The following is a 17,355-nucleotide window of genomic DNA, read 5'->3' as shown; positions in this document are numbered from 1 at the left end:
AAACTATTAATCATTGTATACTTGATTAATTAAAAATTGACATAACATACTAATAGGTCTTCCAGAAGACATTGCTTTTTGATTAACATAATACCAGGCTGTTCCAGCAATATCTATATGAGCCCATTTATATTTTTGAGTAAATTTAGATAAAAAACAGGCAGCAGTTATTGCACCAGCAACACCATCACTACTATTTACTAAATCAGCAATATTAGATTTTATTTTGTCAAAATATTTCTTATCATTAATAGGTAATTCCCAAACACGATCATCTGTTTCTAATGAAGCTGTTATAATTTTTTTACATAAAATATTATTATTTGACATTAAACCACTAATATTATTACCTAATGCAATAACACATGCTCCTGTTAAAGTAGCAATATCAATTACATATTTAGGTTTATATTTTTCAATATATGATAATATATCACATAAAATTAAACGTCCTTCAGCATCAGTATTTACAATTTCTACATTAAGACCAGACATTGTTTTAATAATATCACCAGGTCTATATGCATTAGAACTAGGCATATTTTCACTACCAGCTAAAATAGCAATAACATTTATAGGTAATTTTAATTCAGCTATTGCATATATAGTTCCATACACAGCAGCAGCACCACACATATCATATTTCATTTCTTCCATATTTCTACTAGGTTTTAAAGATATACCTCCTGAATCAAAAGTTATACCTTTACCTAATAGTATTATAGGTTGTGATTTTTTATCATTAAAATTATATTTTATTATAGATATAAAAGGTTTATTTTTAGATCCTTTACTAACAGCTAAATAAGCATTCATACCTTTTTTTTGCATAATTTTTTCATCAAGAATTTTTACAGATATATTTTTATATTTTTTTTGTAATTTTTTTGCTTTAATAGATAAATATTTAGGGGTACATATATTAGGAGGTAAATTAGCTATGTTTTTAGCTTTTTTTATACCTAAATTAATAGCATTACCATATTTTATTGCAGAAAAATAAATATCTTTATTATTATCATGAATATTAAATTTTAATTTTGATGAAAAATATGATTTATTTTTTTTAAATCTATGAAATAGATAAGTATTTTTTTCAAAAATATCAATTGTATCTCTTATATTCCAATATAATTTATAATTATCTATTTTTAGATCTGTAAGATACCATATAATTTCTTTAATAGAATATTTTTTTAAAATGTTAATAACATTATTTAAAATTAATTTATTTTTTTCTCTATTAAGTTTATTTTCAATACCACAACCAATAATAATTATTTTATTACACAAAAAATTAGGAATTTTATATAAAATTATATTTTGGTTAATTTTTCCTTGTATACTATTTTCTTTTAAAATATTTAATATATAATTATTAGATATATCATTAATTTTTTTCAAAATTTTAGAAAGTTTATATTGTTCAAATATAGGGATTACTATACAATCAAACGAACTTTTGTTTGAAATATTTATTTTTTCTGCTGTATATTTCATGTTATAATTCCCATAGTTATTAATAAAATTAATTTAGATAAAAATTAATAGTTTTCATTAATTTTAAAAAATAAAAAAATAATAAATGAAATTTTTTAATTAAAAATAATAAAATGTATATAATTTATATATAATATTATTTTTAAGAAAATAACTTTATTTTAAATGAGTAAAATTTTTTATATTTAAAAAATAAATTTAGATTACCCCCTTGATGCATTAATATGTGACCCCATTTCCCCTTAATTAGGAAACTATAATTTATATAATACATGTAAAACATATTATCAAATTTTTTTTAATAAGTTTTATATTTTAAAAAAATTAATTAACTTATAGGAGTTAATAATTTATATGAGTAAAATAATTGGTATTGATTTAGGAACAACAAATTCTTGTGTAGCCATCATTGATGGAAATAAGCCTCGTGTTTTAGAAAATGCTGAAGGAGATAGAACTACACCTTCTGTTATTGCTTATACACAAGATGGTGAAATTTTAGTAGGACAACCAGCAAAACGTCAAGCAGTTACAAATCCTCAAAATACACTTTTTGCTATTAAAAGATTAATTGGTCGGAAATTTAATGATAAAGAAGTACAGCGTGATATAAAAATAATGCCTTATAAAATTATAAGATCCGATAATGGAGATGCATGGATAGATATTAAAGGAAAAAAAATGGCTCCACCTCAAATTTCAGCAGAAATTTTAAAAAAAATGAAAAAAACAGCTGAAGATTTTTTAGGTGTTAAAATAAATAAAGCTGTTATTACAGTACCAGCTTATTTTAATGATGCTCAACGTCAAGCAACTAAAGATGCTGGTAAAATAGCTGGATTAGAAGTAAAAAGAATTATTAATGAACCTACAGCAGCAGCATTAGCATATGGATTAGATAAAGGACAAGGTAATCGTATAATAGCTGTATATGATTTAGGTGGTGGAACTTTTGATATTTCTATAATTGAAATAGATGATGTAGATGGTGAAAAAACTTTTGAAGTATTATCCACTAATGGTGATACCCATTTAGGAGGAGAAGATTTTGATAGTCGAGTTATAAATTATTTAGTAACAGAATTTAAAAAAGATCAAGGAATAGATTTAAAAAATGATCCTTTAGCTATGCAAAGATTAAAAGAAGCAGCAGAAAAAGCTAAAATAGAATTATCTTCTGCACAACAAACAGATGTAAATTTACCATATATTACCGCAAATGTTTCAGGACCAAAACATTTAAATATTAAATTAACTAGAGCTAAATTAGAATCTTTAGTAGAAGATTTAATAGATCAGTCAATAAAACCTTTAAAAATAGCTTTAAAAGATGCTAAGCTCTCTTCTTCAGATATTAATGATGTTATTTTAGTAGGTGGACAAACTCGTATGCCTATGGTGCAAAATAAAGTAGCATTATTTTTTGGTAAAGAACCAAGAAAAGATGTTAACCCCGATGAAGCAGTAGCTATTGGTGCAGCAGTACAAGGAGGAGTTTTAGCAGGAGATGTTAAAGATGTTTTATTATTAGATGTAACTCCTTTATCTTTAGGAATAGAAACTATTGGTGGAGTAATGACTTCATTAATAAATAAAAACACTACTATTCCAACTAAACATAGTCAAGTATTTTCAACTGCTGAAAATAATCAATCTTCTGTTACAATTCATGTTTTACAAGGAGAACGTAAAAGAGCAAATGATAATAAATCTTTAGGACAATTTAATTTAGATGGTATTAGCCCTGCTCCACGAGGTGTACCTCAGATAGAAGTAACATTTGATATAGATGCAGATGGAATTTTACATGTTTCAGCTAAAGATAAAAAAAGTGGTCAAGAGCAAAAAATTACAATACAAGCATCATCAGGTTTAAATAAAAATGAAGTAGAAAAAATGATAAGAGATGCTGAAGCTAATACTGAATCTGATCGTCTTTTTGAAGAATTAGTAAAAATACGTAATGAAGGTGATCAACTTATACATAATACTGAAAAAAAATTACAAGAAGTAAATGATCAAATTAAAGATGAAGATAAAAAATTAATCAAAAATTCAATTAATGAACTAAGTGAATCTCTTAAAAGAGAAAATAAAAATGATATACAAGTAAAACTACAAAAATTAATTGAAGTATCTAGTAAAATTATGAATTTAACTAATACTAAAAATACTAATGAGGAAAAAGATAATATAAAAACTGAAAACCAAGAAAATGAAGTTGTTGATGCTGAATTTGAAGAAGTTAAAGATAAAAAAAAATAATTATTTAATAATCTTATAAATAAATTATTAAATTATTTTATTAGTATTATTTATCTTTTATAAATAATACATATTTACAAAATTATGGGATTAAAGATTAGGACAATAATTTATTATGTCAAAAAAAGATTATTATGATATTTTAGGTATTACTAAGAATGCTGAAGATCGTGAAATTAAAAGAGCATATAAACGTTTAGCTATAAAATTTCATCCAGATCGTAATCCCGGGAATAAAAATGCTGAAAATAAGTTTAAAGAAATTAAACAAGCTTATGAGATTTTAAGTGATTCAAAAAAAAGAGCTGCTTATGATCAATATGGACATTCAGCTTTTGAACAAGAAAATATAAATAGTACAACTGATTTTGGTGATATTTTTGGAGATGTTTTTGGAGATATATTTGGAAGTAGTGCAAGAAATAAAAAGAAATCTAGAAAAGGATCTGATTTAAAATATTTAATTGAAATTTCATTAGAAGAAGCAATTAAAGGAATTACCAAAAAAATAAATATTCCTATTTTAAAAATTTGTAATTATTGTAATGGAACAGGTTCTCAAGGATCTTTACAAAAATGTAATACATGTAATGGTTATGGCCAAATACAAATGAGTCAAGGTTTTTTTACTGTTCAACAAACATGTCCAAGATGTCATGGAAAAGGTAATTTTATTAAAAATCCTTGTTTTTATTGTAAAAGTAAAGGTAAATTAGAAACTTATAAAACTTTATCAGTAAAGATACCAAGTGGTATTGATAGCGGAGATCGTATTAAATTAAATGGTGAAGGAGAATTAGGTGATAATGGAGCTCAATCAGGAGATTTATATATAGAAATTAAAATTAAAAAACATTCTCTTTTTGTTAGAGAGGGTAATAATTTATATTGCGAATTACCTATTAATTTTATTACAGCTATATTAGGTGGAAATATAAAAATACCTATATTAAATGGTTACGTAAAATTAAAAATTCCAGAAGGTACTCAAACAGGTAAAATACTTAGGATCCGTAATAAAGGGATAAAATCTATTAGAAGAAATAGTAATTTTGGTGATTTATTATGTAAAATAATAGTGGAAACTCCAATTAATTTAAATAATGAACAAAAAAATATTTTATGTCAATTAAACAAAGGTTTTAGTTATAAAAATAATCCTAAAATAGGAAAATTTCTAGTAATAATTAAAAACTTTTTTTACAACATTAAAAATTAATAATAAAAGAGGGTATAAAAAATAAGTTTATTTTTTATACTCTCTTTTATTAAAATTATTTAATTATTTAATTATTAAACCATGACAAAATTTATATTTTTTACCCGAGTAACAAGGACATTTTTCATTTCTACCTATTTTTTTTTTGATAAAATTAGTGTTATTCAAATATTTATTATCTTTATTTATATAAGCATTAACTCTTTTTTTTAAGATTAATAAATTATTATTTTTTATATTATTATTAATACTTTTAGTATTTTTTAAAGTACTGGCAAATTTATAATAATCATTTATTATTTTGTTTTCTGCTTTATTTAAAGCAATAATTACTTCTTTTTTTAAATTATCTAACATTGTATTAAACATATAGAAAGATTCTTTTTTATATTCTTGTTTAGGATCTTGTTGTGCATAACCTCTTAAATGTATACCTTGTTTTAAATATTCTATTGAGGCAAGATGTTCTTTCCATAAATCATCTAAAATTTTTAAAATAATATTTTTTTCAAAAATTTTTATATCTTGTATTTTTAAATTATTGATTTTTTTTAAATATTCTTTTTTTGAAAAATCAATAATTTTTTTTAATAAATAATTTTTATTAATTTTTTTTTTATTTTTTTCTTTAAATATATTTATCCAATTTTTTAATGGTAAATTTAAATTTAAAATATTTAAAAAATAAGTTTTTAGTTCTTTTAAATTCCATTTTTCTTTAATAAAATTATCAGATTTTATATAATCATTTATTAATTTTGTAAATACATCGATTCTAAAATTTTTAATTATTTCATTAGTTTTTAATGATTTTAGTAATTTATTTCTTTGTGAATATATTGATAATCGTTGATCATTTATTACATCATCATATTCAAGTAATTGTTTACGTATTTCAAAATTATAATTTTCTACTTTTTTTTGTGCTTTAGATATAGCTTTTGTTATCCAAGGATGTTCAATATAATCATTATATTTCATTCCTAATTTTTGCATTAAAAATAACATGTTTTTAGGTGCAAAAATACGCATTAAAGAATCTTCCATTGATAGATAAAATCTTGACATACCTTTATCTCCTTGTCTTCCTGAACGTCCTCGTAATTGATTATCGATTCTTCTAGATTCATGACGTTCAGTTCCAATAACATATAAACCACCTAATTTAACGATTTCATCATGTTTTACTTTCCATTGTAATTTTAAATTTTTTAATTTATCTAAACTAAATTTACTATTTAATATAAAAATACCACCTAAAACAATATCAGTACCTCTACCAGCCATGTTAGTTGCGATTGTTACCGCATATTTCATACCTGCTTTTGATATAATTTCTGCTTCTCTAGCATGAAATTTAGCATTTAGAACATTATGTTTTATACCTATTTTTTTTAATTTTTGAGAAATTAATTCTGATTTTTTAATTGAAACAGTTCCAACCAAAATAGGTTGACCCTTAAGATGTTTTTCTTTTATGTCTTTAATTATGGCTTTTATTTTTTCTTTTTTAGTTAAATAAATTAAATCAGGTAAATCTTTTCTAACCATAGGCATATTAGTTGGAATTACTATTGTGTTTAATTTATAAATTTCTTTAAATTCAAAAGATTCTGTACTAGCAGTCCCCGTCATACCTGATAATTTTTGATATAATCTAAAATAATTTTGAAATGTAATAGATGCTAAAGTTTGATTTTCATTATTAATTTTTACATTTTCTTTTGCTTCTATTGCTTGATGTAATCCTTCTGACCATCTTCTACCTTCCATTAATCTTCCAGTATGTTCATCTACTATTATTATTTTATTATTTTTTAAAATATAATCTACATTTTTTTTAAAAAGATTATGTGCCCTTAAAGCAGAAATAATATGATGTAAAATAATAATATTTTTACTAGAATATAAAGATTCTCCTTTATTTATTATTTTTTCATCTATCAATATTTTTTCTAAATATATTAAACCTCTTTCTGTTAAATATGCTTGACGAGATTTTTCATCTATAAAATAATGTCCTTTACCTTTATAAAAACTAGAATCTTCTTTAGACTGATAAATTAATTTAGGAATAATACTATTTATTTTTACATATAGTTCTGAACTATCTTCTGCCGGTCCTGAAATAATTAAAGGAGTACGAGATTCATCAATTAATATTGAATCAACTTCATCAATAATAGCATAATGCAAACCACGTTGTACTTTATGAGTATAATCAAAAACCATATTATCTTTTAAAAAATCAAAACCATATTCATTATTAGTTCCATAAGTAATATCTGCTTGATAAGCATCTTTTTTTTCTTCTAATGACATAGAAGATATATTAATACCTACAGTTAATCCTAAAAATTTAAATAATACTCTATTATTTAAAGCATCTCTTTGTGCTAAATAATCATTAACAGTAACAATATGAACTCCTTTTCCAGTAAGAGCATTCAAGTAAGCTGGTAATGTAGAAGTTAATGTTTTTCCCTCTCCAGTTTTCATCTCCGCAACACAATTATTATTTAATACAATACCTCCTATTAATTGAACATCAAAATGACGCATACCAAATATTCTTTTACTAGCTTCTCTAACTGTTGCAAAAGCTTCCGGTAAAATATCTTCTAAAGAAAAATTTTTTTCTAATTTTTCTTTTAGAAATAAAGTTTTATTTTGTAATTCAAAATTAGTTAATTTTTCAAATTCTGCTTCCATCTCATTAATAATATTTACTGTTTTTTGAATACGTCGTAAAACATGATCATTATTACTACCAAAAATTTTAGTAAAAATTTTTTTTAACATATAAATACTCTTAATAAAAAGATATTTGTATAATTATAAATATTAATTAATATTTATTTTAACAAAATAAAAAAAATATATATAATTTTTTATAAAAAAAATAAGAGGATCAAATGATGCGTAATAATAAATTATTATTGATTAATAAAATTTTTAAAAAAAAACATTATTCATCTTATAATGATGTACTTTATAACATATATATACATACAGATGTTTTAATAAAAATTAATAATTTTCTTAAAAAATATTTACCTATACATTTACGTAAATGGTATAATGTTAAAAATTTTAAAAATAATGTTTTAATTATAGAAACATATAATGCTAGTTCTATGATTAGATTTTTATCTGAAAAATCTAATATTTTATATTATTTAAAAAAACACATTATTCCATCTTTAAAAGAAATAGATATCAAAATTAATCCTATTTTTTTTAAAAAAAAATTTGCTAATAATATCAATAAATATAAAATTAAAAAAAAAATATTAAGTAAATATAGTGCTAATTTATTATTAAATATTGCAGAACAGAGTCCTAAAAAATTAAAGTATATAATAAAAAAATTTATTAAAATAACGTATTGTATTGTTAATAAAAATTAATAAATATAATTAATTAAATCAAATTTTTTATTTATTTAAATTTAAAATTTTTAAAACTAAATCATAAAAAGATAATCCCATTTTTTTTGCTGCTATTGGATATAAACTATGAGATGTCATTCCAGGTATAGTATTAATTTCTAATAATTTAAATTTTTGATTTTCATCTAAAATAACATCAATTCTCCCCCATTTATTACATTTTACTACATTCCATGCTTTTAGAACTATATTTTTTAGTTCTTTTTCTTTGTTTTTATTTAATCCACTAGGACAGAAATATTTAGTAGTATTTAAATAATATTTGGCTTGATAATTATAAAAAGAATCAGGATATTCTATTTTTATAGGGGGTAAAATATTTTTATCTAAAATTCCTACTGTATATTCTTCACCTTTTATATATTTTTCAATTAAAATATCATCACTATATATAAATGATTTTTCTATTGCATTAAATAAATCATCTAAATGTTCAACTTTTGAAATACCTAAACTGGATCCATTACAATTAGGTTTTATAAATACAGGTAATTTAAATTTTAAAATTTTCTTTTCAATTTTTAAATAATTTAATTTTATAAAATTTTTTTTATTTAATAAATAATGAGGATAAATAACAGGTAATCCATATTCATTCCAAATAGTTTTTGTAAGAAATTTATTCATAGTAATTGCAGAAGATAATAAATTACTTCCAGTATAAGGAATATTAAGATAATTTAATATTCCTTGAATAGTACCATCTTCTCCTCCTTTTCCATGTAAAGATATAAAAACTTTTTTAAATCCATATTTATTTAAATATAACAGTGGAAAATTTATTGGATCTATCCCAATAGCATTAATTCCTAATTTTAATAAAGCATTTAAAATTTTTTTACCAGATTTTAAAGAAATTTCTCTTTCTGGAGAATTACCCCCAAATAAAACAGCTATTTTTTTAGACATAATTTTTAATTAAAAGTTATTAAAGTTATTTATTATTATTTAATTTTTTAAATTTTAAAATTTATTATTTATTAATAATGATGATATATGATTTATATCACCTGCTCCTTGAAAAATTAATATTTCATTACCTTTTAATTGTAAATATATATTATTTATAATATCATAATAATTTTTTGATTTAATTAAAATAGGAATAATTATACCAAATTTTTTTATTTTTTTAGTTAAATATTCACTATTAGCATTTTCAATTAATATTTCACCTGCAGAATAAACTTCTAGAATAAATAGTTTATCAACTTTAGATAATATTTTTACAAATTCAGTTAATAAATTTTTAGTTCTAGAATAACGATGAGGTTGAAAAACCATTATTAATTTTTTATTTGGCCATATTTGTCGTGCTGTTTTAATAGTCATATTTATTTCAGTTGGATGATGTCCATAATCATCAATAATAATTATATTTTTTTTACATTTTGTTTTTTTATGAGGGAATAAAATACCTAAAATATCAAATCTTCTTTTAATACCTTCAAAATTTTTTAAAGATTTTATAATTACAGAATAATCTATTCCTATATAAGATGATATTGCAAATGCAGCTGTTGCGTTTAAAGCATTATGATATCCAGGAATATTTAAATCTATTTCTATAGAAAGGTTTTTTATTTTTTCTAATAAAGAAAATTTACATTTGTAACCATTTTGTCGGTAATTATATAATTGAATATCAGCATTTTTATTAAAACCATACGTGATAATATTTTGTTTTAAAATATTTTTATTTTTTTTTATTAAATCATAATTATGAAAATTATCTATACAAATAATTATACATCCATAAAATGGTATTTTTTTTAGAAATTTTAAAAAGTTTTTTTTTAAAATTTCAATATCATTTTTATAAAAATTTAAATGTTCTTTTTCAATATTTGTAATTATATTTACAATAGGATTTAAATATAAAAAAGATTTATCACTTTCATCTGCTTCTGTAATAAAATATTTACCTGAACCTAAATAAGCATATTCTTTAGAAAATTTTAAAATTCCTCCGTTAATAAAAGTGGGATTTAATTTAGCTAATTTAAATATTTTATATATTAAAGCAGTAGTCGTAGTTTTTCCATGTGTTCCTGTAATTGTTATACCATAAGAAAATCTCATTAATTCTGCTAATATTTGTGCTCTACTAAGAATAGTAATATTTAATTTTTTTGCAGCAATTAATTCTGGATTATTATTATTAATAGCAGTAGATACTATAATAAGATCTATATTATTTGTAATGTTTTTAGCATCATGTTGAAAATATATTTTTATATTTAATAAATTTAAACTTTTTGTAATAAAATTAGAAAATAAATCTGAACCACTAACTTTATATCCTTGTTTTGCTAAAATTGTTGCAATACCTCCCATACCAGAACCACCGATACCAATAAAATATATATAATTAATATTTTTCATTTTTGGTATATTATTTAATATTTTTTGATTAAGCATATTTAAAATTTCATCTTATTTATAATAATTAAATTAATTAATTTTTATTTTATTTAATTCTTGATAAATTAATTCTGTTGAATTTTTTATAGACAAATTATAAGATTTATTTGACATATATATAATTTTTTTTGTGTTTAAAGTTAATATAGTATTAACAATTTTATTAATATTTAAATTATTTTGTTCATAAATTTTAGCAGCTCCTATTTTTTCTAAATGAATTGCATTAAAATATTGTTGTTTATCTTTATGTTGGAAAGGTATAAAAATAGCAGGTAGACCTATTGCTGTAATTTCACTTACAGTCATTGCTCCTGATCTACATATAATAATGTCAGCCCATTTATATGCTTTATCTATATTTTTTATATATTCTTTTAAAGCTAAATTATTAATAATAATTTTCTTATATTCATAAAATATTTTTTTTAAATTTCCTTTTCCCACTTGATGTAAAATAGATATTTTATTTTTTAAAATTTCAGCTAGTTTTATACCAATTTTATTTAAAATATCTGATCCTTGACTTCCTCCTGTAATAAATACACGAATTGGTTTATGAATTTTTAAAATAGATCTTTTATATAAAGATAATTTAATAATTTTTTTACTTATAGGATTTCCTACTAATATTGCATTATTTAATGTACTAGGATATGCTTGCATTTTTATTGTTGCTATTGTTGATAAAATTTTATTTGTTATACCAGGAATACTATTTTGTTCATGTATTATTAATGGTATATTACATAACCATGCAGCTAAGCCACTTGGACCAGAAATATAACTCCCCATGGTTAAAACTAAATGTGGTTTATATTTTTTATAAATTAAAATTGATTTATAAGTTGATATTAATAATTTTATTATAGTAATAATTATAGAAAAAATATTTTTATTTTTAAATCTAAAAAATTTTATTAAATAAATATGTATGTTTTTTTTAGGAATAATTTGCGATTCCATTCGAGATAATGATCCTAACCAGCGAACTTCCCATCCCTTTTTTATTAATTTATATGCTATATTTAAAGCTGGGTAAATGTGTCCTCCTGTTCCACCAGCTACTATAAGAATTTTTTTTTTTTTTTTCATTTTTTTAAAAAAAAATTTAATATAAATTAAAATATTTTAAATTATATAATATTTTTTTATAAAAATATATTATTTAGGATTATGAAATTTTTTAACTAATCTTACAAATTCTTGTCCACGATGTTTAAAATTTTTAAATTGATCAATACTAGAACAAGCGGGTGATAATAATACAACATCTCCGTATTCTACTAATTTAATTATTTGTTCTATACCTTGATGTATTGTTTTTACTATTTTTGCTTTAGGATAAATAGATAATATTTTTTTTCTTAATACTCCAAAACAATAAACATTAATATTATTTTTTTTTTGTAAATATTTTTTTAATAAATATAATTTACAATTTTTATCATATCCTCCTAATAATAACCAAATTCTTTTTTTTTTATGTAAATATTTTAAAGCAGCTTTAGTACTACTAATATTTGTAGATTTTGAATCATTAATCCAAGTTACTCCATTTTCTATATGTATTATTTGTAATATATGATCCATATTTAGATAATTACTTATTTGTTGTAAAGAAATTTTTTTAGAAATTTTTAATACATCTGTTACAGCCAATACTGCTAAAGCATTTAAATAATTATGAATTCCAATCAATTTAGTTTTATTAAAATTTAAAATTTTTTGATGATTGATTTGTAAATATACATCTTTTTTATTATAACATAATGTATATTTTCCAGAAAATTCTCCAAAAGTTATATATTTTTTTTTTTTTTTAAAATATTTAGGATAACATAATATATTATCAGCATTATATATACAAATAGAAGCATGTTTATAAATATGTAGTTTAAAATTACGGTATTGTTGAATACCTAGAGGATATCGATCCATATGATCTTCTGAGATATTTAAAATAACAGCAATATACACATCTAATTTTTTAATAGTTTCTAATTGAAAACTAGAAATTTCTAAAATATAAAAATCTCTAACAAAAGATAATAAATCTAAAACTGGATATCCGATATTACCCCCGATACTAACATTAAAATTATTTTTTTTCATAATTTTTCCAATCATGTTGGTAACAGTACTTTTTCCATTAGTTCCTGTAATCGCTATTACAGGTGTTTTATTATAACGAGCAAATAATTCTATATCTCCTATTATTTCAATGCCTTTTTTTTTTGCTTCTAATAAAAGATTATTAAATATTGATATACCGGGGCTTAAAATTATTAATTGTGAATTTAATATCCAATCTTTTTTAAAATAACCTAAATGGCATGGGACATAAGATGGTATTTTTTTTATAAATTTGGGATAATTAGATATATCCATAACGGAAGGTATAATATTTTTCTTTAAAAGAAAATTTAAACATGATATACCTGTTAATCCTAATCCTATAATAAGTATTTTTTTATTCATTTTAAATATTTTTATACTATTATAATTAAAGAAAACAATACTAATATTAATGAAATGATCCAAAATCTAATAATAATACAAGGTTCGGCAATTCCTTTTAGTTCATAGTGATGATGTAAAGGTGCCATTAAAAAAAAACGTTTTTTGTCATATTTAAATCTTAAAACTTGAATTATTACAGAAATTGCTTCTAATATAAACACACCACACATTATAAGAAATAAAAATTCTTGTCTTATTAATATTGCAATCATAGATATGATGCAACCTAAAGATAATGATCCTATATCTCCCATAAAAATTTTAGCTGGATAAGTATTATACCATAAAAATCCTAGTCCTGAACCAACAATAGATAAACATATTATTATTAGTTCTTTTATATTTTTTATATAAATAAAATGAAGATTTTTAGAAAAATATATATCTCCTGAAAAATAACATAATATAGATAATGCTAAAGAAATAAAAATTATAGGCATAATAACTAAACCATCTAATCCATCAGTTAAATTAACAGAATTACTTATTCCTATAATTATAAAATAAGAAAATGTTAAATATAAAATCAAATTTAAATTATATTTAATTCTTAAATTAAAGATTGGTATAATATATTGTATATATATTTTTTCTGTATTATTTATATAAATTAATACTATTATAAAAATAGTAGTAATAGATTGAAAAAAAAGTTTTTTATATGGAGATAATCCTGTAGAATTATTTAAAATAATTTTATAATAATCATCTACAAATCCAATTATTGCATATAATATCATTAGAAATAAGGCATAAAAGATATATTTATTAAATAAATTAGACCAAAAAATAACAGAAATAAAAATAGATAATAATAAAATTAAACCTCCCATAGTTGGGATATTATTTTTAGAATAATGTGTTATAGGTCCCTCTTTTCTAATAATTTGAGAAATTTTTTTTTTATTTAAATAATTAATAAAAAATGGACTTAAAAAAAAAGTAATAATAAAAGATGTTAATAATGACATTATTAAACGAATTTTAAAGTTTATAAAAAAAAAATTTAAATTTTTTGAAAAATATGCTAAACATTTAATTAATATTAATAACATTTTAATTTCTCCAATAAAATATCAATTAATATTTCCATTTTATTATTACGTGATCCTTTAAATAAAATTGTATAATTTTTTAATTTCTTTATTATTAAAAATAATTCATTTATTAATAAATTTTTATTTGAAAAATGTTTTGCATTTATATTATTTTCAGTAATATATTTACTATATTTTCCGATACTTAAGATATAATTTATATTAGTTTTTAAAATTAAATTTTTTATTTTTTTATGATAAAATAATGTATAAATACCTAATTCTAACATATCTCCAATAACTAAAATTTTTGTACCACGAAAATTTTTTAAAATATTTATAGCTATATTTACAGAATTAGGATTTGCATTATATGCATCATTAATAATTAATTTATTATTATCAATAATAATTGGATACATTCTTCCTTGGATTGCTTTAAAATGTTTTAAACCAATTGCTATATCTTTTAAAGAAGCTCCAATAGTAAAAGATAATGCAGAAGATGCTAACGCATTACTAATATTATGTATTCCTCCTCCTATTAAAAATAATTGAATTAATACTTCTCCTATAGGAGAAATTAAAATAAATTCAATTTTATTTGATAAAATCGTTATTTTTTTTGTAAAAAAATCAGCTTTTTTATTATGTAACGAAAAAGTTAAAATATTTTTATTATTAATTAATTTTTTTAATATTTTTTTTTGATTTTTATCATCATAATTAAGAATAGCAATTCCTTTATTTGTTAAATAATTAAAAATATCACTTTTACATTTAATAATATTTTGTAATGATTTAAAACCTTCTAGATGTGATGATGATATATTATTAATTATTGCAATATTAGGTTTAACTAAATTAGTAGTATAAGAAATATCATTAATTTGATTACCTCCTATTTCAATTACTGCACATTTATAATAATTTGTTAAATTTAATAATGTTAGAGGAATACCTATATGATTATTCATATTTTTCTTAGTATAAATAATATTATATTTTTTTCTTAATATAGATACTGTCATTTCCTTAACTGAAGTTTTACCTGATGAACCTGTTATTCCTATTATATTATTTTTGAATTGATTTCTTTTCCATAAACCTATTTTTCCTAATCCTAGGATAGTATTAAATACTATTATTTGAGGAATATTAATATTGCAAAATTTATTTACTAATATAGCTAGTGCTCCATTATTAATTGCTTCTTTAATAAAATCATGTCCATCAAAATTTTTTCCATGAATAGCAATAAATAAACATTTTTCGTTAATTTTTTTACTATTTATTGAAAAATTTATTATTTCAATATTATTTCCAATTAATATTCCATTAACTATTTTTGATAGTTTTTTTAAACTAATTAAATTATTCATGTAATATTTTTAATATATTTTGAATAGTATCAAAATCTGAATAATTTAAAATTTTATTATTAATAATTTGGTAATCTTCATGTCCTTTCCCTGCTACTAAAATAGTATCTTTTTTAGAAAAATTAAATATTGCATAACTAATAGCTTTAATTCTATTTAAAATAATAAATACATTATGTAATGTAATACATCCTTTTTTTATATCCTTGATAATATTATTTATATTTTCTGTTCTAGGATTATCAGTTGTTAAAATTATAATATCAGCATATTTAGTAGCTATATAACCCATTATTTTTCTTTTCCCGATATCTCTTTCCCCTCCACAACCAAAAATACACCATATTTTACCTTGAGTACTTGATCTTATTGCTAATAATATATTTTTTAATGCATCAGGAGTATGAGCATAATCAATTATTATATTAGAATATTTTTTTTTAAAAAAAATTTTTTCTACACGTCCTTTAACAGATTTTATTTTAGATGCTGTTTTCAATAATTTTTTTAAAGGATAATTTAATTTTAATAATGCAGCCATACTTAAAATAATATTTATAACATTAAATTTTCCTATAAGATTTATTTTTATTTTTCCATCACCCCAACTTGAATTAAACTTAATAATTGTTTTATTATATAAATAAGTTATTTTTTTTATATAAATAAATACATTTGATTTATATAAAAATTTTTTTTTAGTAGTAATTGGGATTGCATTAGGTAATTTTTTAAACCATTTTAATCCTGTATTATCATCAATATTTATAATTTTTTGTTTTATCTTATGGTCAGAAAAAAATTTCCATTTAGATAATTCATAATTTTTCATATTTATGTGATAATCTAAATGATCTCTAGTTAAATTTGTAAAAATACCAATAGAAAAAAATATATCAAATATTCTATATTGAGATAATCCATGAGAAGAAACTTCCATTATTATAATATTTGCTTTTTTATTTATAAATTTTTTTAATGTGGACTGTATTTCTATTGCTGAATCTGTTGTATTATTTGTTTTAATTAATTTTTTATTAAACCCATTACCGATAGTACTTAAAATAGCTGGATTACCTCCTAATAATTTAATCCATTGCATTAAAAAAATAGTTATACTTGTTTTTCCATTAGTCCCTGTAATTCCTATAACGGGTATTTTTTTACTTGGATGATCATATAATATTCCGGCAAAATGTGAAATATATTTATGTAAATTAGGTAGATATATAATAGGTATATTTTTTTTTAAAATAATATTATAAGATGATGTTTTTTCATCTGTATAAGTTAATATAGCAATAGCTCCTTTTAATATAGCATGTTTTATAAATTCTCTACCATTTTTTTTATATCCTTTTATTGCTATAAAAAGACAATTTTTTCCTTTTACTTTTCTACTATCTAAAACTATTCTATTTATTAAAATATTTTTTATTAAATTACTTTTTATATAATTATTTAATAATTTTTGTAAACTAAATAAAGAAACATTCAATTTTAAATCCTTAATTCAAGATATTTTATTAAAATTAAATAATAAATAAGATTAT

The 17,355-nt window shown here is 20.5% G+C and carries 12 protein-coding genes; 3 read left to right on the top strand and 9 right to left on the bottom strand.

The window, feature by feature from the left end:
* Window positions 1-6 precede the first annotated feature (6 nt).
* A complete protein-coding gene (locus GJT94_RS00735) occupies window positions 7-1,500 on the bottom strand; it encodes a leucyl aminopeptidase (RefSeq protein WP_168894239.1) in 1,494 nt (497 codons plus the stop codon).
* A 354-nt stretch (window positions 1,501-1,854) separates the two neighbouring features.
* Between GJT94_RS00735 and dnaK the strand changes: the two genes are divergently transcribed.
* On the top strand, window positions 1,855-3,765 hold the full coding sequence (gene dnaK / locus GJT94_RS00730; RefSeq protein ID WP_168894238.1) for a molecular chaperone DnaK: 1,911 nt from the start codon (window positions 1,855-1,857) through the stop codon (window positions 3,763-3,765).
* Window positions 3,766-3,880: 115 nt separating this feature from the next.
* Window positions 3,881-4,984: a molecular chaperone DnaJ gene (dnaJ, locus tag GJT94_RS00725; RefSeq protein WP_168894237.1), complete on the top strand. Its 1,104-nt coding sequence runs from the start codon at window positions 3,881-3,883 to the stop codon at window positions 4,982-4,984.
* Between the two features lie 63 nt (window positions 4,985-5,047).
* Here the strand turns inward: dnaJ and secA are convergent, their stop codons facing one another.
* Window positions 5,048-7,786, bottom strand: coding sequence for a preprotein translocase subunit SecA (secA, locus tag GJT94_RS00720; RefSeq protein WP_168894236.1), 2,739 nt, complete (start codon window positions 7,784-7,786; stop codon window positions 5,048-5,050).
* 113 nt (window positions 7,787-7,899) lie between these two features.
* Here secA and GJT94_RS00715 point away from each other — a divergent pair, with 113 nt between their 5' ends.
* Window positions 7,900-8,394, top strand: coding sequence for a DUF721 domain-containing protein (locus tag GJT94_RS00715; protein WP_168894235.1), 495 nt, complete (start codon window positions 7,900-7,902; stop codon window positions 8,392-8,394).
* Between the two features lie 27 nt (window positions 8,395-8,421).
* Here the strand turns inward: GJT94_RS00715 and GJT94_RS00710 are convergent, their stop codons facing one another.
* The 7 genes from GJT94_RS00710 to murE form a co-directional block, all read right to left on the bottom strand.
* The gene (locus tag GJT94_RS00710) at window positions 8,422-9,345 is read right to left on the bottom strand and encodes a D-alanine--D-alanine ligase (RefSeq protein ID WP_168894234.1); all 924 of its coding nucleotides are present in this window, start codon (window positions 9,343-9,345) and stop codon (window positions 8,422-8,424) included.
* A 54-nt stretch (window positions 9,346-9,399) separates the two neighbouring features.
* A complete protein-coding gene (gene murC, locus GJT94_RS00705; protein WP_168894233.1) occupies window positions 9,400-10,857 on the bottom strand; it encodes a UDP-N-acetylmuramate--L-alanine ligase in 1,458 nt (485 codons plus the stop codon).
* Window positions 10,858-10,890: 33 nt separating this feature from the next.
* Window positions 10,891-11,955: an undecaprenyldiphospho-muramoylpentapeptide beta-N-acetylglucosaminyltransferase gene (gene murG / locus GJT94_RS00700; protein ID WP_168894232.1), complete on the bottom strand. Its 1,065-nt coding sequence runs from the start codon at window positions 11,953-11,955 to the stop codon at window positions 10,891-10,893.
* A 69-nt stretch (window positions 11,956-12,024) separates the two neighbouring features.
* Window positions 12,025-13,341 (bottom strand): UDP-N-acetylmuramoyl-L-alanine--D-glutamate ligase, encoded by a 1,317-nt coding sequence (gene murD, locus GJT94_RS00695; RefSeq protein WP_168894231.1) that lies wholly within the window; start codon window positions 13,339-13,341, stop codon window positions 12,025-12,027.
* Between the two features lie 11 nt (window positions 13,342-13,352).
* On the bottom strand, window positions 13,353-14,438 hold the full coding sequence (gene mraY / locus GJT94_RS00690) for a phospho-N-acetylmuramoyl-pentapeptide-transferase (protein ID WP_168894230.1): 1,086 nt from the start codon (window positions 14,436-14,438) through the stop codon (window positions 13,353-13,355).
* Window positions 14,429-15,802, bottom strand: a complete 1,374-nt coding sequence (locus GJT94_RS00685) for a UDP-N-acetylmuramoyl-tripeptide--D-alanyl-D-alanine ligase (protein ID WP_168894229.1) — start codon at window positions 15,800-15,802, stop codon at window positions 14,429-14,431. Before GJT94_RS00685 ends, mraY begins: the two co-directional genes overlap by 10 nt.
* A complete protein-coding gene (gene murE / locus GJT94_RS00680; RefSeq protein WP_168894228.1) occupies window positions 15,795-17,300 on the bottom strand; it encodes a UDP-N-acetylmuramoyl-L-alanyl-D-glutamate--2,6-diaminopimelate ligase in 1,506 nt (501 codons plus the stop codon). The genes GJT94_RS00685 and murE overlap by 8 nt, the downstream gene beginning before the upstream one ends.
* Window positions 17,301-17,355 lie beyond the last annotated feature (55 nt).

It is taken from the genome of Enterobacteriaceae endosymbiont of Donacia cinerea (assembly GCF_012569925.1).
Taxonomy (GTDB): domain Bacteria; phylum Pseudomonadota; class Gammaproteobacteria; order Enterobacterales; family Enterobacteriaceae.
Note: the sequence above shows the minus strand (reverse complement) of the source record. Positions and strands in the feature narration are given on the sequence as shown.